This window comes from Ruegeria sp. I3 (genome assembly GCF_056532525.1).
In genome coordinates, this window is record NZ_JBQFNI010000002.1 from 228,469 (window position 1) to 249,063 (window position 20,595).

Genomic DNA, 20,595 nt, shown 5'->3' on the forward strand with positions numbered 1-20,595 from the left:
CGGCCTTTTTTGTGCATGATCTTCTGAGCTTAGGCCAACATGACCATCGGATTTTCCAGGTTGTCGACGATGGCTTGCAGCAGCTGAGCGCCAAGCGCGCCGTCGATGACCCGGTGATCGACCGACATGGTGACGGACATGACGGTGGCGACTGTCAATTCTCCGTCGTCACCCACGATTGGTTTCTTGAGGCCGGTGCCGACTGCGAGGATGCCTGCGTGCGGCGGGTTCACGATGGCATCGAAATTGTCGATGCCGAACATTCCGAGGTTTGAGACTGCGAAAGTACCGCCTTGGTACTCGTGCGGGGCCAGCTTGCGCTCGCGGGCGCGTCCGGCGAGGTCTTTCATCTCGGTCGACAGCGCCGACAGCGATTTGGTGTCGGCATCTTGCAGGACCGGAGTGAACAGACCGCCCTCGATGGCGACGGCAACAGCTACATCCGAAGGTTTCAGTTGCAGAACCCGGTCACCCGCCCAGACGGCATTGCACTCGGGCACCTGTTGCAGCGCGTTGGCGACGGCCTTGATGATGAAGTCGTTGACGCTGAGCTTCACACCCCGGCCTTCGAGCTGCTTGTTCAACTGGCTGCGGAACTTGAGTAGCGCATCCAGCTTAATGTCGCGACGCAGGTAGAAATGCGGGATGGTCTGTTTGGCCTCAGACAGACGCGCGGCGATGGTCTTGCGCATGCCATCGAGTTTGATCTCTTCGTATTCGCGGCCTTCGTACATCTTGGCCACGGCGTCCGCCGATGGACCTGCGGGAGCGGCGGCGGTTGGGGCGGCTGCAGCAGCAGGCGCAGGTGCCGCTGCAGGTGCGGCTGTGGCGCTTTCCACATCGGCTTTGACGATACGGCCATGAGGGCCAGAACCTGAGATTTGAGCCAGATCTAGACCCTTTTGCGCGGCAATCCGACGAGCAAGGGGGGAGGCAAAAATACGACCGCCATCCGCTTTGGCCGGTGCCGCTGGGGCAGGGGCGGGCGCCTCGGGTGCCGCCGGTGCGGCAGCCTCGTTGCCCGCTGCGGCAGCTGGCGCAGCCGCGGGAGCAGCGGTTGGCGTTGCACCGATATCATCAGCGCTTTCCCCATCTTCCAGCAGGACTGCGATGGCGGTGTTGACTTTAACGCCTTCGGTTCCCTCAGGAATAAGGATCTTGCCGACGGTGCCTTCGTCAACGGCCTCGAACTCCATTGTTGCCTTGTCGGTTTCAATTTCGGCCAGCAGATCGCCCGAGGAGACGGTGTCGCCTTCCTTGACGAGCCATTTTGCAAGTGTGCCTTCCTCCATCGTCGGGGACAGGGCAGGCATCAGGATTTCGGTGGGCATTTCAGCGCTCCTCAATCAGAGTAATTTGGTCAAAGGGCGCCTTGGGGCGCCCGGTGCCGCGTGCGAGTGTCGCAATCGCAGCCTCAATTTTGTCTTTGTTCTCCGCCATCCAGACATAGGCGGTCTGGTGTGAGGGGCGCGCGCCGATCAACCGCATATCCGCCGCCAGTCGCTCGGGTACAAGCGCCCGCACGATGCGGTTGTCGATGTCAATCTCGACACGGTAGCATTCGGTTGCTGGATCGCGGCCCCTGATCTCCATTACCGGTAGGTCACCTGTTTCACCGCAGCGATCACCTCATCGGTGGTGATCAGCGCCAGCTTTTCGAGGTTCGCCGCATATGGCATCGGAACATCTTTGCCGGTGAGGGTGATGACCGGGGCGTCGAGATAATCGAACGCTTCCTGCATGACCACCGAGCTGATGTAGCTACCAACGGAACCTTGCGGCCAGCCTTCTTCGACGGTCACAAGACGGTTGGTTTTCATCACCGAGTTGATGATCGCGCCGGTGTCCATCGGGCGGATAGTGCGCAGGTCGATCACCTCGGCGCTGATGCCGTCTTCGGCCAGCTTGTCGGCGGCTTCCAGCGCATATTGCATGCCGATGCCGAAGCTGACGATGGTCACATCCGAGCCTTCGCGCCAGATGCGGGCCTTGCCCAGCGGGATGGTCAGGTCATCCACTTGCGGCACGTCGAAGGACCGGCCGTAGAGGATTTCGTTTTCCAGGAAGACCACGGGGTTCGGGTCGCGGATGGCCGATTTCAGCAAACCTTTGGCATCGGCTGCGGAATAGGGCATCACCACTTTGAGACCTGGCACCTGCATGTACCATGCGGCGTAGTCCTGCGAGTGTTGCGCGGCCACGCGGGCAGCGGCACCGTTAGGGCCACGGAATACAATCGGACAGCCCATCTGACCGCCAGACATATAAAGCGTTTTGGCGGCAGAGTTGATGATCTGATCAATCGCCTGCATGGCGAAGTTGAAGGTCATGAACTCGACAATCGGTTTCAGCCCGCCAAAGGCCGAGCCGACGGCGATGCCGGTGAAGCCGTGTTCAGTGATCGGGGTGTCGATGACACGTTTGGCACCGAATTCATCGAGCAGGCCTTGAGAGATTTTATAGGCGCCCTGATATTCAGCGACTTCTTCGCCCATCAGATAGACATCTTCGTCGCCGCGCATTTCTTCGGCCATCGCGTCGCGCAAGGCTTCGCGGACGGTTTGCTGCGCCATCTCGGCGTCGGCAGGCCAATCGGGCGACTGGTCCACAACCGGAGCAGCGGGGGCTGCTGCGGCAGGAGCGGGGGCCTCAACCGCCGCAGGGGCGGCTTCGGCCTCCGCTGCGGCTGCGGGCGCAGCCACGGGCAGGGCGGAGGCGTCTTCACCATCTTCGACCAGGATCGCGATAGGGGTGTTTACTTTGACCCCTTCGGTGCCCTCGCTGATCAGAATCTTACCGACGATGCCTTCATCGACGGCTTCGAACTCCATCGTAGCCTTGTCGGTTTCGATCTCGGCCATGATGTCGCCCGAGGATACGGTGTCGCCTTCCTTGACCAGCCACTTGGCCAATGTGCCCTCTTCCATCGTGGGCGAAAGGGCGGGCATGAGAATTTCGGTTGCCATGTCTTATTCGTCCTCTCAGGCGTAGATATCAGTCCAGAGCTCGTCCAGCGACGGCTCAGGGCTTTCTTTCGAGAATTCGGCGGCCTGATTGACGACCTCTTTGATCTCTTTGTCGATCGCCTTCAGGTCATCCTCGGTCGCGTGTTTGCCGGTTAGCAGCAGCTCGCGTACATGTTCGATCGGATCGCTTTGTTCGCGGACCTTCTGAACCTCTTCGCGTGTACGGTACTTGGCCGGGTCAGACATCGAGTGGCCGCGATAGCGGTAGGTTTTCACCTCGAGGATGTAGGGACCTTTGCCCGCACGGCAGTGGGCGACCGCTTTTTCACCTGCGGCTTTGACGGCCAGCACATCCATGCCGTTCACCATTTCACCCGGTATTCCGAAGGCTTGACCGCGGTGGTAGATGTCGGCCGAAGAGGTCGAGCGTGCTTGCGCGGTGCCCATGGCATACTGGTTGTTCTCGATCACGAATACCACCGGCAGTTCCCAAAGAGCCGCCATATTGAAGGTCTCATAGACCTGACCCTGGTTGGCCGCGCCGTCACCGAAATAGGTGAAGGTGACGCCGCCGTTCTCTTTATACTTGTCAGCAAAGGCCAAACCCGCACCCAGCGGAACCTGTGCGCCGACGATGCCATGGCCGCCATAGAAATTCTTCTCTTTCGAGAACATGTGCATCGAGCCGCCTTTGCCTTTGGACAGCCCGCCTTCGCGACCGGTCAATTCGGCCATTACGCCGCCCGGGTCCATTCCACAGGCCAGCATGTGGCCGTGATCGCGATAGGACGTGATGCGCTTGTCGCCTTCTTTGGCCGCGGCCTCAAGGCCGACAACAACCGCTTCCTGACCGATGTAGAGGTGGCAGAAACCCCCGATCAGACCCATGCCGTAGAGTTGACCTGCCTTTTCCTCGAATCGGCGGATCAGCAGCATCTCGCGGTAATATGTGGTCAGTTCTTCCGCAGAAACATTTGGTTTCTTTGTGGTTTTTCGCGCAGCCATAGTGGCGATCTCCCCCTTTCGGCAAGATAGTTTAGCGTTAAACTATCTCATAGAGCATTTCACACGTTCTGGCGAGTACTAATGTTACGCGAGGGCAGGATACGCGAGTTGCGGCCTGCCACAGCTTATCTTCCGGGCGTTAAAGTACAGAGATTCTTAGTCAAAAATTTCGTCAGCGGATGACGATCTCATCCGCGCGGATCATGCCGAGCACTGAGCGGGCCTGTTGATCCAGCAGATCGAGATCCAGATAGGTGTCTGACAGTCGGCGGGTCAGGTTCTCCATCTGCTCGATCTCGGCGTTTAGCTGCGCCAGATCGCGAGACAAAACATCGCGCTCGGCGGCAATCTCGACCCGGCGAAACAGACCGTAATCCCCTTGAACGGCGGCAAAGGTGAAATACACCCCCAGCATGAAGGCGATTGAGAAGAAAATGAAAGCCCCTAAACCGGGCCGATTGGAACGGGACACTGTGATAACCGCCGTGTGAAATACTGCCTCAGAAACGCACCCTTTTTGGATGTCTCGACGCACTATGTCACAGGTGATTCGGGTTGTGAATCCCCTGTGTAGAAAAAGCTGAGACCTGAGGTTTGAGCGCTTACGGGTCCAGCGCGGCCACACCCGGCAAGGTCTTGCCTTCCATCCATTCAAGGAAGGCACCACCAGCAGTAGAGATATATGAGAAATCCGTTGCCGCGCCCGAGGCGTTCAGCGCGGCGACCGTGTCACCCCCACCCGCGACCGAGGTCAGCTTGCCATCGCGGGTTAGTGCAGCCGCCTTCAGCGCCGCCGCATTGGTTGCGGCATCGAACGGGGTCAGCTCAAACGCCCCCAGTGGGCCGTTCCAAATCAGGGTCTGGCTTTTTTCCAGCACTTCGGACACGGCTGCGACGCTTTCGGGACCGGCGTCCAGGATCATCGCGTCCGAAGGGCACTGATCAGCGGGCAGAACCTGATGCGGCGCGTTGGCCTCGAACACTTCGGCCACGACGATGTCGCGCGGCAGGACGATCGTACAGCCTGCGGATTCGGCCTTGCCGAGGATTTCGGCGGCGGTATCGGTCATGGCGTGCTCGGCCAGCGATTTGCCGACATCGATCCCCTGCGCCAGTAGGAATGTATTCGCCATCCCGCCACCGATGACCAGATAGTCAACCTTCTCGATCAGGTTGCCCAGCAGGTCCAGCTTGGTCGACACTTTGGCGCCCCCGACAACCGCTGTGACAGGCCGCTTGGGTGCGCCCAAGGCGGCTTCAAGCGCGCTCAGTTCCTGCTGCATCAAGCGCCCGGCACAGGCGGGCAGCAGACGGGCCAGCGCCTCGGTCGAGCTGTGGGCGCGGTGCGCGGCCGAGAAGGCATCGTTGCAATAGATGTCGCCCAGCTTTGCCATGCCTTGGGCAAGTGGGAGGCTGTTCTTGGTCTCCTCGGCATGGAAGCGGGTGTTTTCCAGCAGCAGAACCTCACCTTCCGTCAGGGCGGAGGCGGCGGTTTCAGCCTCATAGCCCACGCAATCATCGGCAAAGCGCACGGGAGCCCCAAAAGCGGATTCAAGTGCTGGCACAAGCTGCTTCAATGACAGCTCGGGTACATGCCGACCACCGGGGCGTCCGAAATGGGCCAGCAGGATAGGTTTACCGCCTGCGGCGAGGATATCGCGCACGGTTGGCACGATCCGTTGAATGCGGGTGTCGTCGGTCACCACGCCATCCGCGACCGGTACGTTGATATCCACGCGCACCAGAACCCGCTTACCGCCAAGATCCATATCGTCCAGAGATTTCCAGCCCATCGCGCTCATCCTTGCCCATTGCATCCAGTTTCAGCGGTTCTTTTCCTGCATTTTGCGTTCAGGTCAATGCGTCACTTGGCATTCGCGCGCCCGCGTCATAGGTATTTGCGCAAGTTTCAAAGACAGGAGGGCCAGATGGCCGAGATCAAAGACCCCGAAAACACGATCATCATTGAGCTGAAAGACGGCAATGTCGTCATCGAATTGCTGCCTGATGTGGCCCCTCAGCACTCGGCCCGCATGAAAGAGCTGGCGCGTGGTGGCGAATATGACAACGTCGCATTTCACCGCGTGATCGACGGGTTCATGGCGCAAACCGGCGACGTGCAGCATGGCGACATGGAAGACGGGTTCAACATTCGTATGGCGGGCACCGGTGGATCGTCGCTGCCGAACGTTCCGGCAGAGTTTTCGAAACTGCCCCATGATCGCGGCACGTTGGGTGCGGCACGCTCGGCCAACCCGGATTCGGCAAACTCGCAGTTCTTCATCAACTTCAAGGACAACCATTTCCTGAACGGTCAATATACCGTGTATGGCCGCGTCATCGACGGGATGGAGCATGTGGACGCGATTGTGCGTGGTGAGCCGCCTGCAAGCCCCGACCGCATGATCAGTGTTAAGGTGGCTGCCGATGCATAAGCTGGCTGCAGTTTTTGCCTTGCTGGCCAGCCCTGCGCTGGCAACCGGGCTTGAGATTGAGATCGAGGGCGAGGGCGCCAATGGCACCGTCACCGTTGATCTATTCGAGGATATTGCACCCAAGCATGTAGAGCAGATCACCGCTCTGGCCGCTGCTGGTCAGTACGATGGGGTTGTGTTCCACCGTGTGATCGATGGGTTCATGGCGCAGACCGGCGATGTTGAGTTTGGCCGTGTCGGTGGCGACATGCGTCGTGCGGGTACGGGTGGATCGGATCGCCCTGATCTGCCTGCCGAATTCTCGGATTTCAATTATGACCGGGGCGTCGTGGGTATGGCGCGGGCGCAGGACCCAGACAGCGCGAACTCGCAATTCTTCATTATGTTCGAGCCCGGCCCGTTCCTGAATGGTCAGTACACGGTTGTCGGTCAGGTGACAGAAGGGATGGACGTGGTCGATGCGATCAAGCGGGGCGATGGCCCTAATGGCGCAGTGATCGGACAACCGGATGCGATGAAAAAGGTCACTGTGACCGAATAAAAGAAAACCCCGGCGCGCTTCTGCGGGCCGGGGGTCTTGGTGCGACCGGGTCAATCGTCGTCCGACATCGCCCGCCAGATCAGTGCGCCAATCGCACCGCCGATCAAAGGTGCCACCCAGAACAGCCAGAGCTGCGCCAGTGCCGGACCATCGGCAAACAACGCCACGCCGGTTGACCGGGCAGGGTTCACCGAGGTGTTGGTCACCGGGATCGAGATCAGGTGGATCAGCGTCAGCCCCAATCCAATCGCAATCGGGGCGAAACCGGCAGGCGCGCCGCTGGAGGTCGCACCGAGAATGATCACGATGAAGAACGCCGTCATGACGATTTCGATCACTAAGGCCGACATCATCGAATAGCCTTCGGGTGATGCCTCGCCATACCCGTTTGAGGCAAACCCCCCGACGCCTTCAAAGCCCGGTGCTCCGCTGACGACCAGATAGAGCACGGCTGCTGCGGCGATCGCTCCGATCACCTGCGCGATCCAGTAGGGGATCAGATCTTTGGCATCGAACCGCCCTCCGATCAAGAGCCCAAGACTGACCGCCGGGTTAAAGTGCCCGCCCGATATATGACCGACCGCATAAGCCATGGTCAGCACCGTCAGGCCGAAAGCAAAAGAAACGCCCAGCCAGCCGATGCCGACATCAGCAACACCTGCAGCCAGCACCGCGCTGCCACAGCCGCCCAGAACCAGCCAGAATGTACCGAAGAATTCGGCCATGAGTTTTGATGACATGAAAAGCCCTCCAGAAATCAATGACTTTAAGGTTAATTCAAAAAACGCTTTTTGTGAAACTGTGAGAATGCGGGGAATTTTCCTTCAAGACACGTCAGATAGGGGGGGCTGTCAGGGAATATGCTTATTCCGGTGTGCTGGCGATTGAGAACGACACACTCGGCCCAACTTGCGTTTTTCTCCTGTGCGCCCCAATGTCCGGTATCGGTTGTGGGCTTGCGATGTGGCGGGGGTATCAAAGTGAAGTTCAAAAAACTGTATTCGGATGCTCAAGGCGAAAGCCATTGGAAAGACATCGAAGTCGAACTTGAAGAGCAAAGCTTTGCACCACCTGCGAAAGCAATCGAGATTTCAAAGCCAGAAGCTGTCAAGCAAACCATGTTCTTGAGACTCAAGAAGGGTTGGGATGAGCCAATTCATCCCACACCTGTCGCTCAAAAGCTCATTTGTCTTTCTGGCTCAGTGCGCGTGACCGCGAGCGACGGGGAATTCAGAGATATTGGTCCGGGTGACGTCTGGCATATGGAAGACAAACACGGCAAAGGCCACCACACAGTTGTCACAAGCGATGATGATTTTCTTTCGGTGATCGTGCAGTACGAGTAGCGGGGGCAGCGCAGACCAAGCCCTCCTGATCAACCAAGCGCATTGCGGCACTTGCGCGGTGTAAGTCCGCTTCGTCCCGCATTGAGGTCATTGTTAGATTTAGACGAACACCCCAAAACAAGAAAAAACGCCGCAGAGAATCCTGCGGCGTTGCTGATTGGTCTTGCCGATAAGTGTTTACTGCTTCACTTCCGCCGCCGGGTTGGCACCCGATTTGCCGCTGCGGCCCGGGTTCAGCGGGTCGTCCTGACGCTGCACCGAACCTTCGAAATGCGCACCGCTTTCAATGGCGATGGTCTTGTGGATGATGTCACCTTCGACGCGGGCGGTTGAGGTCAGGCGGACCTTCAGGCCGCGGACGCGGCCCACGATACGGCCGTTGACCACTACGTCATCTGCAGTGACTTCGCCCTTGATGGTGGCAGTCTCGCCGATGGTCAGCAGATGGGCGCGGATGTCGCCTTCGACGGTGCCCTCAACCTGGATATCGCCTGAGGTTTTCAGATTGCCGGTGATGTGCAGATCCGAGGATAGGACCGACGCGGGCGGCTTTGGCTTGGGCGGGGTGCTTGCCTTGGTTTCAGCCGGTGCAGGGGCCGCCGGAGTGGCCGGAGCGGCCGGTTTCGCTGCCTCAGTCTCTTTCGATCCGGGTTCGTTGATTTTGCTCTTAGAAAACATTTCTCGCAGCCTTGATGTAAGTCATTGGGTTTACAGGTTTTCCGTTCACGCGCACCTCATAGTGCAGGTGGGTGCCGGTCGACCGTCCGGTGCTACCCATATCAGCAATATGATCACCGCGCGAGACCCTTTGACCAACCTTTACACGTATCTTGGTATTATGAGCGTAAAGTGTCTCAATCCCGAACGCGTGCTTGATCTTGACCAGCCGACCGAAACCCGATTGCCAGCCTGCATGGGTGACCACGCCATCGGCCGTGGCGAAGATATCGGTGCCCGAGGGACCAGCGAAATCTGCGCCGTTATGCATGCGGCGTCCACCGGTCTTGGGGTCGCGGCGGGTTCCGTAGCCACTGGTATAACGGACAGCGGCGCGCACCGGGCTGGCGAAGGGGGCCTTTTCTGCAGCGATGCGATAGAGGTTCAGCTGGTCCATCTGTTCCAGCAGGATATTGGCGCGGATCTGGTCGGGGCTCAGTTCCTCACCGCGGGTGCTGAAGGATAAAGGGGTCAGCGGACCGCCCATACCGCTATATCCGCGCCGAACTTCGTCGAGGATACGATCTGTTGGCATGCCCGCGCTGCGGAACATCTTGTCGAGAGGTTCGACCGAGATCAGCATCGCCTCTTCCAACTGGCGGAAAATCTCGTCGCTGCGCTCCTGCATTAGGCGGATTTCAAGCTCGAGCTCGTCACGCTGGTCCAACGCGCCTTGCGCATCGGCAGCGATCTGGTCGCGCTGCGCCGCGGTCCGGGCCAGGGCATCGGTCATAAATGCCATCTGTTCCGGGTTTGCCGATGCCATCGCATAAGCCGCGTCCGCATCAGTGCTGGGTTGCAGTTCGGCCAGTTTGGTCCGCGCGTCTTCGCGCTGCTTCATAGTGGCACGCAGCGTGGTTTGGATCACCTCGATGCCGGTTTCCAACTCGCGCCGGCGGTTCTCGGATTCCAGCAATTCGGACTGCATGACCGAAATCTGTTCCAGAGCTGCGTTAAACCTGTCATGTGCAGCCAGCGCTTCGGCCGCACGCGCATCGCGCTCTTCCGACAGGATGTTCAGACGTTCTTGATACGTAGCCTGATCGCGCTTGGCCTGTTCCCGGAAATTGCCCGATCCGATGCTGTCCATCAACAGAACTGACGTGGCAATCGCGGTCCAGGCGACCATCACCGACACACCGGCGACTGCAGCGATCTGAGTTTCAGAACTCAGTCGGATGAACCGCGTGTCGTTGTCAGATTTCAGAAAAACACGGCGCTCTGGAAAGTGCCGCTCGAGCAGTGAGTGTAGTTTAATTGCCAGACGTGTCCGCACGCGTCCTACCTCAATTGTCCCCATATCTCGGAGCCGGTCGTGAGTGAGTAGCCGCTCCTTGACGCGATTGCATAAAGCGGTCGAGGCATTCGGGCAAGTTTGTTAACCAATCAAGAGCTATGAACGGAGAATTACCGCACGTGATCGGCGAGAACTTGCCGATAGCGAGCATTTGCTGTCAGTCCGACACAACTCCGGGTGGTGGCAGGTCTTCGGTCAGGGGCCAATAGAAATCTGGCGGCAGTCCGGCCTCGGCCCGTTTCTCTTCGTTAAATGGTGGTTTCAGCGCGCCGTGGAAGTAGCGGCGGACGAGGGCGTGGAATACATCCTTGGGGTCGGCATTCTCGCGCCCGCACAAGAAGTGGAACCATTTCGAGCCATAGGCGACGTGACCAACTTCCTCGGCATAAATCACTTCCAGTGCAGCGACTGCGTCGTCAGCCTTGGCCTTGCGGAAGATGTCGATCATTCCGGGGGTCACGTCCAACCCACGTGCCTCAAGCACCATTGGGACGACGGCAAGACGACCCATAAGATCCTGTGCGGTGTCCTCGGCGGCGCGCCACATGCCTGCATGGGCGGGCAGGGCGCCATAGTGGCTGCCCATCTGTTCGAGGCAGTCGCAGACCATCTCAAAATGGCGCGATTCTTCTTCGGCGCATTTCACCCAATCGTCATAGAAGCCGATGGGCATGGGCACATGGCCAAACCGGGCAATGATATCCCAATGCAGATCCACGGCGTTCAACTCTATATGAGCGACAGCGTGCAACAGTGCGATGCGGCCGGCCTCGGACCCCGCCCTTCGGCGCGGTACATCACGAGGCGACAACAGTTCGGGCTTTTCAGGTCGCGCAGGGTATAGCGGTGGCTTTGCGGTGCCCACTTCGATCTTGGGCGCGTCGCCTTGCCGGGCTGCGAACCAGGCAGCGGCGTATCGTTTGGACAGGGCGGTTTTCTCGCGACCGACTGATGTGGTCAAAACCTCGGTCGCCATTTCGGTCAGTGTTTTTGACACGCTTGCCCCCTTACGCTTCACTCCGCGCGGGTCATACCCTTGATGCCCGCGCGGGTCGAGAGGGCTAGAGCGCGCGTGCGGCCTCCAACACTTCGTCCACATGACCCGGCACTTTCACCTTGCGCCAGACGCGGGCGATTTTTCCATCCGCATCAATCAGAAAGGTCGAGCGTTCGATCCCCATGGATTTGCGTCCGTACATGTTCTTTTCGACCCAGACGCCATAATCTTCGCACACGCTCTGACCCTCATCGGACAAAAGCGGCGTCGTCAGGCCGTGCTTGGCGACAAATTTGTCATGCTTTGCCACGGTATCGCGCGAGATGCCGAAAACGTTAGCACCCGCATCCGCAAAGGCTTGTAGTTGTTCCGAGAAACCGATGGATTCCTTGGTGCAGCCCGGCGTATCATCGCGGGGATAGAAAAACAGAACGACCGCGCGGCCACGCTGTTCCGACAGGGTCACCTCGCCGCCGCCGTCGCGAGGCAGTGTAAAGTCGGGTGCGATGTCTGAGACTTCGGGCATATTCAAACTCCGGCTGAGAAATTAACGGTTGCCGCATATCATAGGGCTCCGTTGACAGGTTGAAAGGCGTGAGACGCAAATTGGTCCAGCAAGAACAGCAGGATGACACGAAGGCGGATAAGAAACCCCGCCGTCGGTCGCGGCGTCGGACCGCAGGGCTGTGGACATTGCGCGGTGTCTTCATCCTTGGATTTCTGGCACTGGTCACCGGCTTTATGGTTGTCGGCCAGCGCATGCACGCGCCGGATTGGTTGCGCGACCGGGTCGAGGCGCGCCTTGATCAGACATTGGGTGGCGTCAAAGTTCGGTTCGGCGATGTCAGTTTCATCATTCATGAAGGCTGGCGTCCGCGATTGCGACTGACCGATGTTCGTATCAGCGATGCGGACGGACGGCAGATTGCCGAAGTGTCCGACCTGCGGGCCAGCCTGTCGATGCGCCCACTGTTGCGCGGGCATGTGCGCCCGAAGCGGATCATATTGCAAGGCGCGCAGATTGCACTGACACGGGGTGTCGATGGAGCGCTGTCGCTGACGGTCGGTGCCGGAAGTGCGCCGGTCGGTCAGGCCCGGAACCTGGCGCAGCTGATTGAATCATCGGACGAGGTGTTCCAGGCACCTATTTTGTCAGCCCTGACCTCGGTCGAACTGGATGCAATTACGCTGGACTATCAGGACCTGCGGTTGGGCCGGTCCTGGGTGCTGGACGGCGGGCGTATTCAGGCCAACCGCAGCGCGGGTGAGATTCGTCTGGCCACCAATTTCTCGGTGCTGGCCGGTCGCGATTATGTCAGCACGATCGAGGCCAACTATACCAGTTTGCTGGGCAGTCCCGCTGCGCAGTTCGGCATCTCAATCACCGATCTTCCCGCCGAGGATATCGCAGGCCACAGCCCGGCGCTGGCATGGATGCAGGTACTTCGCACACCGATCTCAGGTGCTTTGAGGGGTGGCATTGATACTGAGGGCGCGCTGGGGCCAGTCTTTGCCACGTTGAATCTGGGTGCAGGCGCCGTGCAGCCCACGCCTGAAACAACACCGATCAAATTCGACGCGGCGCGGACGTATTTTACCTACGACCCGAAACAACAGGCGCTGGATTTCAATGAAGTCTCGATCCAGTCTGCCTGGGGTACGGTGCAGGCAGATGGCAAGGCCTTTCTACATGGGGTCAAAGCTGGCGGGTTGGACAGTATGTCGGGGCAGTTCCGCCTCAGCGGGATTGAGATCAACCCGGCCAATCTGTTCCCCGAAGCACTGAATCTGACGCGGGCCGATGTTGATTTCCAGATGAAACTTGCGCCGTTCCGTATACAGCTGGGGCAAATGACGGTTGAAGACGGTGCACATCGCGCACGGCTCAGCGGGTCTCTGGCTGGTTTGACCGACGGCTGGGTCGCAGCCATTGATGCACAGATTGATCGGATGAGCTCTGATCAGCTGTTGAACTACTGGCCCGAACGACTTGCGCCGAAACCGCGCCTTTGGGTCACCGATAACCTCTATCACGGAGAAATGTCCGATCTGGATTTCGCCCTGCGTCTACGGCCCGGCGAAAAGCCGGACATCTATGCGGATTTCGAATTCGACGAGACCGAGATTCGGTTCGCCAAGACGTTGCCAACCATCCAAGACGCGCAGGGACAGGCCAGCCTGCTCAACCGGCGCTTTACCGTCTCGGCGCAAAAGGGGATTGTGATCGCGGATGAAGGAGGTACCGTTGATGCCTCGGGCACCTCGTTCATCATCCCCGATACCGGCATCAAAAAAACCACCCCGGCCATTGCGCGGATTAAGGCCAGCGGCAGTGTAACCGCAGCCATGTCATTGCTGGACCGCCCGCCGCTGCAACTGTTGACCAAGGCCAATCTGCCGGTGGATCTGGCCGACGGTCAGGTCAGTCTGAGTGGAACGCTTTCCTTGCCGCTGATCAAGGGCCTGAAGCTGGAAGATACCAGGTTCCATTTCGTTGGCGAGTTGTCGAATTTGGACAGCAGCAAGCTGGTACCCGGATTTGAAGTCAGCGCAGACCGATTGGACCTGAGCGGCGACCAGACGCAAGTAGCCATCCAGGGCGAGGGGCTGTTTGGTGTTGTACCGGTTGAAGCGCTTTGGCGGCAGCCGATCGGAGGCGAAACCCCGCAGCAAAGCGAACTGACAGGTCAAATCGAACTCTCCCCGCGTTTGATGGAACAAATCAATGCCGGGCTGCCGCGCGGCATGTTGACCGGTGAGGGGATCGCCGATTTCAACCTGAGCCTTGGTGCGGGTGAGCCCCCGCGCTTGTCGGCACAGTCCGATTTGGTTGGCGTGGCGTTGGCGATCCCTGAGCTTGGATGGCGCAAATCAGCCAGCACTGGCGGCTCTCTGACTGCCGAGGCCACGCTGGGCGCTCAGCTAAGTGTCGATTCCCTTCGGATCAACGCTGCTGGTCTGCGGACAACTGCAGCGATCTCGTTCCGGGATGGCGGGTTCGAAAGGGTACGGTTCAGCACGTTCGAACTGGGCGACTGGCTTGCAGTTCCGGCGGAATTGATTGGGCGTGGTGCCGCGCTGCCAGATATCCGTGTGTTGGGCGGCGTGCTTGATCTGGGAAAATCCACCATCGGTGAGGGAGGTAGCAGCGGTGGTGCTGCCGGGCCCGGGCCAAAGCTGGATGTGAAGCTGGACCGACTACAAGTCACTGAATCCGTTGCGTTGACCGGGTTGACTGGCTCGTTTCAAACCACTGGCGGACTGACCGGCAGCTTTGCGTCGCAAGTCAATGGCGGTGCAGCGATCCGCGGTCAGGTCACCCCGCGCGCGTCCCGATCTGCGGTTGGTCTAACCTCGGACGATGCGGGGGCAGTTCTGCGATCAGCGGGGGTTCTGACGCAGGCACGCGGTGGAACAATGCAATTGCAGCTGGATCCGATCGCAGAGCCTGGAAACTATGACGTCGACCTGAAAATCAAAAATACGCGGATCACGGACGCCCCGGCCATGGCAGCGATATTGAACGCGATCAGTCTGGTGGGGTTGCTGGATGAAATGGCGGGGCAAGGTATTTTCTTCGCAGCCATCGACAGCAAAATGCGTATCACTCCGACCGAGGTGAAAGTGCTGAGCGGTAGTGCCGTGGGGCCATCAATGGGGCTGTCCTTTGATGGTACGGTCGACACTGTAGCCGGGATGCTGAACCTGCGCGGCGCGATTTCACCGATCTATCTGGTCAATGCAATTGGCAGCGTTCTGACCAAAAAGGGGGAAGGTATCTTTGCCTTCAACTACACTTTGTCCGGACCGCTGTCCGACCCGCAAGTTTCGGTCAATCCTCTGTCTGGTCTCGCACCTCTGTTTCTGCGCAACCTGTTGCGCGAGCCTGCGCCAACGGTCTCGGATGGCCCGAATGCCACACCGGATCGATCTGGCGAACCCAATCCCGCCTTCCAGACACGTGGTGAGGATCGCTGATCTGAGCTGTGGCCGAATCTGTCGGGCCGATGTATGGCGCGGCCATGAAACTCAGCGACTTTGACTTCCACCTGCCCGAACACCTGATTGCCACGCGTCCCGCCAGCCCGCGCTCGTCCGCGCGACTGCTGCTTGCGCAGGGTGATGCTGTTCAGGACCGGCGCGTGTTCGATCTGCCGGACATATTGCAGCCCGGGGACCGTCTGGTGCTGAACGACACCCGCGTCATTCCCGCTCGCCTCAGCGGTCGCCGCCACCGTGACAGCGCGCAAGGGCCGGTATCTGCCGCGATTGAGGCGACATTGCTGGACCCGCAATCTGATGGTTGTTGGGCCGCGCTGATCAAGCCGCTTAAGAAGATCAAACCGGGCGAAGAGATCGTATTCTCAGACGATCTGAGCGCAACCCTGGACCGAGTTGCCGATGGCCAAGCCTATCTGCGCTTCAACCTGACCGGAGAGGATTTCGATCAAGCGTTGGAGCAGGCCGGCGCGATGCCGTTGCCTCCCTACATCGCAGCGAAACGTGCGGCGGATGAACAGGACAAGACCGACTACCAAACTGTGTGGGCGCGAAACTCCGGAGCCGTAGCGGCCCCAACCGCGTCCTTGCATTTTGATGATGCGCTTTTGCAGGCGCTATCGGAGCGCGGTGTCGAGTTCACGCATGTCACACTGCATGTGGGGGCAGGCACATTTCTGCCGGTCAAAGTGGAAGACGTGACCACCCACAAGATGCACGCCGAATGGGGACGGGTCAGCGCGCAGGCCGCTGCCGAGATTGCGGCGACCAAAGAAGCGGGCGGGCGCGTTATCCCGGTGGGCACAACTGCCCTTCGACTGATCGAAAGCGCAGCACGACGCGGCCGGATCGCGCCGTGGGAAGGCGAGACCGATATCTTCATATACCCAGGTTTTGAATTTCACGTCACTGATGCGCTGATGACCAACTTCCACCTGCCGAAATCCACATTGCTGATGCTGGTTTCGGCGTTGATTGGGCAGGATCGGGTCAAGTCGGTCTATGACCACGCTATCGCAGAAGAATATCGCTTTTTCTCATACGGCGACGGATCTCTGCTTATACCATAGTCGTATCTTGGCCATCTGCGCCCTTACAATGTCGTAGACAAGCGCGACGTGCTTCGTCATTGACGGCAAAGCGGACAAAACACACCGGCAATTTTGGATAGGCAGAATGCTTCAGGTTCTTTCCAGCGCTTGGGCGCTTCTTCTGGGAATGGGGTTGCTGATGGTCGGCAACGGCCTGCAGGGCACGTTGCTGGGGGTGCGTGGGGAGATCGAGGGATTCTCGACCTTAGAGATGTCCTTCGTGATGTCGGCCTATTTCCTTGGGTTCCTTGGCGGCTCGCGTCTGGCACCTGAAATGATCCGCCGCGTGGGGCACGTGCGCGTGTTTGCGGCGCTGGCCTCGTTCATCTCGGCTGTCATGATAATGTATCCGATGCTGACCGATCCAATTGCATGGTCGATTGGCCGCGTGATTATCGGGTTCTGTTTTTCGGGCGTGTATGTGACCGCGGAAAGCTGGCTGAACAATGCCGCAAACAACGAGAACCGAGGGCAGGCGCTGTCGCTTTATATGATGGTGCAGATGACAGGTGTGGTGAGCGCCCAAGCCTTATTGCTGGTCGGCGACCCGGCAGGATATGAGACCTTTGTCATCGCTTCTATACTGGTTTCGATCTCATTTGCGCCTATTCTGCTGTCCATTTCTCCGACCCCGGCGTTCGATACCACCAAACCGATGACATTGCGCCAGCTGATGGAAACATCGCCGCTGGGCTGCGTCGGCATGTTCTTGCTTGGCGGGATATTTTCAGCGCAATTCGGGATGAGCGCCGTTTATGGCGCTCAGGTTGGATTGAGTCTGGTCGAGATTTCGACCTTCGTAGCGGTGTTTTACATCGGCGCCGTAGTCCTGCAATATCCGTTGGGCTGGATGTCCGACAGAATGGACCGCCGTCTGCTGATCATGCTGGTGGCCGCTGTTGGTGGGGTAGGCGCCGTGATAGGCATGATACTGGGCGTTACTTTCACCATGCTTCTCGTAGCTGCCTTTATCATCGGCGGCATGACAAGCCCGCTCTATTCTCTGTTGATCGCGTATACCAATGACTACTTGGAGTATGACGATATGTCGGCGGCTTCGGGCGGTCTGGTTTTTATTAACGGCTTGGGCGCAATCGCAGGTCCAATTATCACCGGTTGGCTAATGGGGGCTGGCGTGCTCGGCCCACAAGGCTTTTTCCTGTTCATCGCGGCGCTGATGTTCATCATGGCCGCCTATGCGGCCTATCGTATGACCCAGCGCGTTTACAAACCCGTGGATGAAACCGGATCGATTGCCCCGATCTACCCGACATCTTCGCCCGTTGCCCTGGAAGTTGCGCAAGAGGTCGCCATTGAAGCAGCCCAGGACGAGCAGGATACGCAAGAACCCACCTGAGCGCCGGAAATGTGACTTTTGTGTTGCAATATGTTACTGTCACAAATCTGTAAAAGTGATTTTAATGACGTTACGTCCTGGGGAGGGCAATTACGGAGTCTAGGGCAATGGTAGGTCCTGAAGAAGTATTGAGTTTTTGGTTAGATGAGGTTGGCCCCGAGGGGTGGTACCTGCAGGATGAAGCGCTGGATGCGCGGATCCGGGATAAATTTCTTTCAACATGGGAAGCCGCGTGTGAGGGTAAATTCTCGCTTTGGCTGACCTATCCCAGCGGTTCGCTGGCCTATATTATTCTTATGGATCAGTTGCCTCGCAACATGTTCCGGGGAAGCAAACAGGCCTTTGCATCGGATCGGGCGGCACTGGCTGCAGCGAAATGCGCGGTCGACAAAGGCTGGGATCTTAAGATCGACGAACCGGCGCGGCAGTTCTTTTATTTGCCGATGATGCATTCGGAAAATCTGTGCGATCAGGAGCGCTGTGTGCGCCTTATGATCGAACGGATGCCGGAAGGCGGCGAGAGCAATCTGCTTCATGCGCGCGCTCATCGTGAGGTGATCCGCAAGTTCGGTCGTTTCCCGTATCGAAACGATGCGCTGGAACGCGCGACTACTGAACACGAAGCCGCATATGTCAGTAATGGCGGATATGGTTCGACTGTGCGCGAGTTGCAGGCCGCGACCTAGGTCGCGGGCTCACAGCCTTTTAGGATCAGAAGGCGGTCGGTAACAGTGTCGGCGGATGTCGTAATGGCATAGTCGATCAAGTCTTCCGGTTTTTCGACCAGGCCCGCCAATCGGGCCTGAGTGTCTTCCAGCTTCCCCTCCAGATCACCCAAACGTCGCAATGCCGCATTCAGCTGTTGGCGCGTGACCGCATCGAGTTGCGTGCCCTGACTGCTAAGGGTTGCAAGATCGCTGCGCAACGCGGCCAGTTCCCCACGAATTCCCTGCGCCTGATCTCGTAGCGGCGCCACGACCTGCAGGTTCTCAGCAAACCCGACCCGGATCTGATCGACAGACTGCGCAAGTTTCCACCCCAGAAACAGGCATAAAGCCAACAATATCAATGTCGCGTTCAAAAGAGCGAGCAGTAAATCTTTGAGCGTTTTAGCCATGATACGCCTTTCGAAAATCGGGAAGGTCAAAAACTGGTAGTGCATATTCGTCAGTTCTAGCCTTTGCGGTAACGTGGGTATAGGCTGAATTCAGCTCCAAATACCTGATTTGACCCCGCGTCACATATGTCGCGGGCTCTGATGTTGATGCGTTGTAAAAAATAGTTTAACGGTAAACTAGTTTTGAACTGACCTGTGCCGAGAGGGAAACATGGCTGCACAATCTTATGATCTGATCGTAATCGGGGCTGGCCCCGGTGGCTATGTGGCCGCTATTCGCGCGGCGCAACTGGGCCTGAAGACCGCTGTTGTCGAGCGCGAACATCTGGGTGGTATCTGCCTGAACTGGGGCTGTATCCCGACAAAGGCACTACTGCGGTCATCGGAAGTGTTCCACCTGATGGAGCGTGCCAAGGATTTTGGCTTGAAAGCAGACAAGGTCGGCTACGATCTGGATGCGGTTGTGAAGCGCTCGCGCGGTGTTGCCGCGCAGTTGTCCGGCGGTATAGGTCATCTGCTGAAAAAGAACAAAGTCGCCGTTGTCATGGGTGAGGCATCGATCCCCGCCAAGGGCAAGGTCAGCGTCAAAACAGACAAAGGCACGGAAGACCTAACCGCGAAGAATATCGTTCTGGCCACCGGTGCCCGGGCGCGCGAACTGCCGGGCCTTGAAGCGGATGGCGATCTGGTCTGGACGTACAAACACGCGCTGCAACCGCCGCGGATGCCCAAGAAACTGCTGGTCATCGGCTCGGGTGCGATCGGGATCGAATTCGCCAGCTTCTATAACACGTTGGGCGCGGACACGACCGTGGTCGAGGTGATGGATCGAGTGCTGCCTGTAGAAGATGCCGAGATCAGTGCATTTGCCAAGAAAGCTTTCACCAAGCAGGGCATGACCATCATGGAAAAGGCGATGGTTAAACAATTGGACCGCGCCAAGGGCAAGGTGACTGCGCATATCGAGGTGAAAGGCAAGGTTGAGAAACACGATTTTGACACGGTGATCTCGGCCGTGGGCATCGTCGGTAATGTGGAAAACCTCGGGCTTGAAGCCTTGGGTGTGAAGATCGACCGCACGCACGTGGTCACCGATGAATACTGCCGCACTGGGGTAGACGGGCTTTACGCTATAGGTGATATCGCCGGGGCGCCCTGGCTGGCACACAAAGCCAGCCACGAAGGCGTGATGGTAGCTGAGCTGATCGCGGGCAAACACGCACATCCGGTGAAGCCTGAAAGCATCGCGGGCTGCACCTATTGCCAGCCTCAGGTCGCTTCGGTTGGATATAGCGAAGCCAAGGCCAAAGAGCTGGGTTATGACATCAAGGTCGGACGCTTCCCGTTCATCGGCAACGGCAAGGCCATCGCGCTTGGTGAGCCCGAGGGACTGATCAAGACCGTCTTCGATGCCAAGACCGGGGAATTGCTCGGAGCACACATGATCGGTGCCGAAGTCACAGAGCTTATTCAGGGCTATGTGGTCGGTCGCCAGTTGGAAACCACTGAAGAAGACCTGATGAACACCGTCTTCCCGCATCCGACGCTGTCTGAAATGATGCATGAAAGCGTGCTGGATGCCTATGGACGCGTGATCCACATGTAAGGCCAGGGGGCTCTGCCCCCGCCGCGGCAAGCCGCGACTCCCCCGAGATATTTATAGCCAGATGAAGCAGGGGATCCGTACTTCATCTGGCCGAAAATACCTCGGAGCGCGAGGCAGAGCC

At 58.5% G+C, this 20,595-nt stretch carries 20 protein-coding genes; 8 read left to right on the forward strand and 12 right to left on the reverse strand.

All coding sequences use genetic code 11. The features are described 5' to 3' along the window. Positions 1 to 29: 29 nt before the first annotated feature. The 6 genes from ACR0L9_RS05500 to ACR0L9_RS05525 all read right to left on the reverse strand — a co-directional run bounded on the left by ACR0L9_RS05500 (position 30) and on the right by ACR0L9_RS05525 (position 5,764). Positions 30 to 1,331: a pyruvate dehydrogenase complex dihydrolipoamide acetyltransferase gene (locus tag ACR0L9_RS05500; protein ID WP_170396510.1), complete on the reverse strand. Its 1,302-nt coding sequence runs from the start codon at positions 1,329 to 1,331 to the stop codon at positions 30 to 32. Between the two features lies 1 nt (position 1,332). Then, entirely contained in the window at positions 1,333 to 1,593 is a 261-nt protein-coding gene (locus tag ACR0L9_RS05505; RefSeq protein ID WP_170403080.1) for a hypothetical protein, read from the reverse strand. Next, the gene (locus ACR0L9_RS05510) at positions 1,593 to 2,966 is read right to left on the reverse strand and encodes a pyruvate dehydrogenase complex E1 component subunit beta (protein ID WP_480895130.1); all 1,374 of its coding nucleotides are present in this window, start codon (positions 2,964 to 2,966) and stop codon (positions 1,593 to 1,595) included. Before ACR0L9_RS05510 ends, ACR0L9_RS05505 begins: the two co-directional genes overlap by 1 nt. 15 nt (positions 2,967 to 2,981) lie before the next feature. Further along, positions 2,982 to 3,971: a pyruvate dehydrogenase (acetyl-transferring) E1 component subunit alpha gene (gene pdhA / locus ACR0L9_RS05515; RefSeq protein WP_170396516.1), complete on the reverse strand. Its 990-nt coding sequence runs from the start codon at positions 3,969 to 3,971 to the stop codon at positions 2,982 to 2,984. 172 nt (positions 3,972 to 4,143) lie between these two features. Next, positions 4,144 to 4,443 carry a septum formation initiator family protein gene (locus ACR0L9_RS05520; protein ID WP_170396518.1) on the reverse strand — a complete coding sequence of 100 codons (300 nt, stop codon included), beginning with the start codon at positions 4,441 to 4,443 and terminating at the stop codon, positions 4,144 to 4,146. 130 nt (positions 4,444 to 4,573) lie between these two features. Next, positions 4,574 to 5,764, reverse strand: a complete 1,191-nt coding sequence (locus ACR0L9_RS05525) for a phosphoglycerate kinase (protein ID WP_480895132.1) — start codon at positions 5,762 to 5,764, stop codon at positions 4,574 to 4,576. 135 nt (positions 5,765 to 5,899) lie between these two features. Here ACR0L9_RS05525 and ACR0L9_RS05530 point away from each other — a divergent pair, with 135 nt between their 5' ends. Both ACR0L9_RS05530 and ACR0L9_RS05535 read left to right on the forward strand, forming a co-directional pair. Next, positions 5,900 to 6,406 (forward strand): peptidylprolyl isomerase, encoded by a 507-nt coding sequence (locus ACR0L9_RS05530; protein ID WP_170396522.1) that lies wholly within the window; start codon positions 5,900 to 5,902, stop codon positions 6,404 to 6,406. Next, positions 6,399 to 6,947: a peptidylprolyl isomerase gene (locus ACR0L9_RS05535; protein WP_170512043.1), complete on the forward strand. Its 549-nt coding sequence runs from the start codon at positions 6,399 to 6,401 to the stop codon at positions 6,945 to 6,947. Before ACR0L9_RS05530 ends, ACR0L9_RS05535 begins: the two co-directional genes overlap by 8 nt. A gap of 50 nt (positions 6,948 to 6,997) precedes the next feature. On the opposite strand, the gene aqpZ is transcribed toward ACR0L9_RS05535, so the two are convergent. Beyond that, complete coding sequence (gene aqpZ / locus ACR0L9_RS05540; protein ID WP_480895134.1) at positions 6,998 to 7,687, reverse strand: aquaporin Z; 690 nt, start codon at positions 7,685 to 7,687, stop codon at positions 6,998 to 7,000. 240 nt (positions 7,688 to 7,927) lie between these two features. On the opposite strand from aqpZ, the gene ACR0L9_RS05545 reads away from it, so the two are divergent. Next, entirely contained in the window at positions 7,928 to 8,293 is a 366-nt protein-coding gene (locus ACR0L9_RS05545) for a cupin domain-containing protein (protein ID WP_170403066.1), read from the forward strand. A gap of 177 nt (positions 8,294 to 8,470) precedes the next feature. Here ACR0L9_RS05545 and ACR0L9_RS05550 read toward each other — a convergent pair whose 3' ends face one another. From ACR0L9_RS05550 to ACR0L9_RS05565, 4 genes are all read right to left on the reverse strand, one after another. Then, on the reverse strand, positions 8,471 to 8,971 hold the full coding sequence (locus ACR0L9_RS05550) for a polymer-forming cytoskeletal protein (RefSeq protein WP_170585092.1): 501 nt from the start codon (positions 8,969 to 8,971) through the stop codon (positions 8,471 to 8,473). Beyond that, positions 8,961 to 10,286 carry a DUF5930 domain-containing protein gene (locus ACR0L9_RS05555; protein WP_480735908.1) on the reverse strand — a complete coding sequence of 442 codons (1,326 nt, stop codon included), beginning with the start codon at positions 10,284 to 10,286 and terminating at the stop codon, positions 8,961 to 8,963. The genes ACR0L9_RS05550 and ACR0L9_RS05555 overlap by 11 nt, the downstream gene beginning before the upstream one ends. A gap of 178 nt (positions 10,287 to 10,464) precedes the next feature. After that, positions 10,465 to 11,283 carry a ferritin-like domain-containing protein gene (locus tag ACR0L9_RS05560; protein ID WP_170422471.1) on the reverse strand — a complete coding sequence of 273 codons (819 nt, stop codon included), beginning with the start codon at positions 11,281 to 11,283 and terminating at the stop codon, positions 10,465 to 10,467. Positions 11,284 to 11,368: 85 nt separating this feature from the next. Further along, entirely contained in the window at positions 11,369 to 11,830 is a 462-nt protein-coding gene (locus ACR0L9_RS05565) for a peroxiredoxin family protein (RefSeq protein ID WP_170396533.1), read from the reverse strand. A 68-nt stretch (positions 11,831 to 11,898) separates the two neighbouring features. Between ACR0L9_RS05565 and ACR0L9_RS05570 the strand changes: the two genes are divergently transcribed. The 4 genes from ACR0L9_RS05570 to ACR0L9_RS05585 all read left to right on the forward strand — a co-directional run bounded on the left by ACR0L9_RS05570 (position 11,899) and on the right by ACR0L9_RS05585 (position 18,437). Then, positions 11,899 to 15,282, forward strand: coding sequence for a YhdP family protein (locus ACR0L9_RS05570; RefSeq protein WP_480895136.1), 3,384 nt, complete (start codon positions 11,899 to 11,901; stop codon positions 15,280 to 15,282). A 44-nt stretch (positions 15,283 to 15,326) separates the two neighbouring features. Further along, entirely contained in the window at positions 15,327 to 16,373 is a 1,047-nt protein-coding gene (queA, locus tag ACR0L9_RS05575; RefSeq protein ID WP_480760281.1) for a tRNA preQ1(34) S-adenosylmethionine ribosyltransferase-isomerase QueA, read from the forward strand. Between the two features lie 106 nt (positions 16,374 to 16,479). After that, complete coding sequence (locus ACR0L9_RS05580) at positions 16,480 to 17,751, forward strand: MFS transporter (protein WP_480895138.1); 1,272 nt, start codon at positions 16,480 to 16,482, stop codon at positions 17,749 to 17,751. Positions 17,752 to 17,858: 107 nt separating this feature from the next. Further along, positions 17,859 to 18,437, forward strand: coding sequence for a DUF924 family protein (locus ACR0L9_RS05585; protein ID WP_170396541.1), 579 nt, complete (start codon positions 17,859 to 17,861; stop codon positions 18,435 to 18,437). Here ACR0L9_RS05585 and ACR0L9_RS05590 read toward each other — a convergent pair. Beyond that, positions 18,434 to 18,868, reverse strand: coding sequence for a hypothetical protein (locus ACR0L9_RS05590; RefSeq protein ID WP_170598068.1), 435 nt, complete (start codon positions 18,866 to 18,868; stop codon positions 18,434 to 18,436). The two genes, ACR0L9_RS05585 and ACR0L9_RS05590, sit on opposite strands and share 4 nt — an antisense overlap. A 211-nt stretch (positions 18,869 to 19,079) precedes the next feature. On the opposite strand from ACR0L9_RS05590, the gene lpdA reads away from it, so the two are divergent. After that, positions 19,080 to 20,474: a dihydrolipoyl dehydrogenase gene (gene lpdA / locus ACR0L9_RS05595; protein WP_170396544.1), complete on the forward strand. Its 1,395-nt coding sequence runs from the start codon at positions 19,080 to 19,082 to the stop codon at positions 20,472 to 20,474. The last annotated feature ends 121 nt before the right edge of the window (positions 20,475 to 20,595 follow it).

Coding starts and splice junctions, on each gene's coding strand:
- ACR0L9_RS05500 (WP_170396510.1), bottom strand. CDS start 1,331: ATGCCCACCGAAATCCTGATGCCTGCCCTGTCCCCGACGATGGAGGAA.
- ACR0L9_RS05505 (WP_170403080.1), bottom strand. CDS start 1,593: ATGGAGATCAGGGGCCGCGATCCAGCAACCGAATGCTACCGTGTCGAG.
- ACR0L9_RS05510 (WP_480895130.1), bottom strand. CDS start 2,966: ATGGCAACCGAAATTCTCATGCCCGCCCTTTCGCCCACGATGGAAGAG.
- pdhA (WP_170396516.1), bottom strand. CDS start 3,971: ATGGCTGCGCGAAAAACCACAAAGAAACCAAATGTTTCTGCGGAAGAA.
- ACR0L9_RS05525 (WP_480895132.1), bottom strand. CDS start 5,764: ATGGGCTGGAAATCTCTGGACGATATGGATCTTGGCGGTAAGCGGGTT.
- ACR0L9_RS05530 (WP_170396522.1), top strand. CDS start 5,900: ATGGCCGAGATCAAAGACCCCGAAAACACGATCATCATTGAGCTGAAA.
- ACR0L9_RS05535 (WP_170512043.1), top strand. CDS start 6,399: ATGCATAAGCTGGCTGCAGTTTTTGCCTTGCTGGCCAGCCCTGCGCTG.
- aqpZ (WP_480895134.1), bottom strand. CDS start 7,687: ATGTCATCAAAACTCATGGCCGAATTCTTCGGTACATTCTGGCTGGTT.
- ACR0L9_RS05550 (WP_170585092.1), bottom strand. CDS start 8,971: ATGTTTTCTAAGAGCAAAATCAACGAACCCGGATCGAAAGAGACTGAG.
- ACR0L9_RS05560 (WP_170422471.1), bottom strand. CDS start 11,283: ATGGCGACCGAGGTTTTGACCACATCAGTCGGTCGCGAGAAAACCGCC.
- ACR0L9_RS05565 (WP_170396533.1), bottom strand. CDS start 11,830: ATGCCCGAAGTCTCAGACATCGCACCCGACTTTACACTGCCTCGCGAC.
- queA (WP_480760281.1), top strand. CDS start 15,327: ATGAAACTCAGCGACTTTGACTTCCACCTGCCCGAACACCTGATTGCC.
- ACR0L9_RS05580 (WP_480895138.1), top strand. CDS start 16,480: ATGCTTCAGGTTCTTTCCAGCGCTTGGGCGCTTCTTCTGGGAATGGGG.
- ACR0L9_RS05585 (WP_170396541.1), top strand. CDS start 17,859: ATGGTAGGTCCTGAAGAAGTATTGAGTTTTTGGTTAGATGAGGTTGGC.
- ACR0L9_RS05590 (WP_170598068.1), bottom strand. CDS start 18,868: ATGGCTAAAACGCTCAAAGATTTACTGCTCGCTCTTTTGAACGCGACA.
- lpdA (WP_170396544.1), top strand. CDS start 19,080: ATGGCTGCACAATCTTATGATCTGATCGTAATCGGGGCTGGCCCCGGT.